Here is a 272-nt window from a genome sequence, read left to right on the forward strand (position 1 = left end):
GCTCTAGATCGCTTGGCAGCTCTTGCTCAATAATCCACGTACGGATTTTTTTACCCGTAGCAGCCAGCTTATTCACATCATTCACATCTAATGTTTTTAGCTCGCTATTGATTTTGTCAAGTAAGCCTGTTTCTGTCAAAAAGCGATTGAACGCATTTGATGTGGTGGCAAAGCCGCCTGGAACGCTGACACCCAAATCAGATAAATGGCTGATCATCTCGCCAAGCGAGGCATTCTTGCCACCGACCATCTCAATGTCGTCTTTTCCTAGC

1 protein-coding gene is annotated in these 272 nt (G+C 45.6%); it reads right to left on the reverse strand.

Annotation, left to right across the window (positions count from 1 at the left end; all coding sequences use genetic code 11):
* On the reverse strand, positions 1-272 hold a 272-nt coding region (locus AAEZ05_RS28665; RefSeq protein WP_350649981.1), incomplete at both ends, for a PEP/pyruvate-binding domain-containing protein.

It is taken from the genome of Pseudomonas sp. HY13-MNA-CIBAN-0226, from assembly GCF_040310305.1.
In the GTDB taxonomy this organism is placed as follows: Bacteria; Pseudomonadota; Gammaproteobacteria; order Pseudomonadales; family Pseudomonadaceae; genus Aquipseudomonas; species Aquipseudomonas gregormendelii.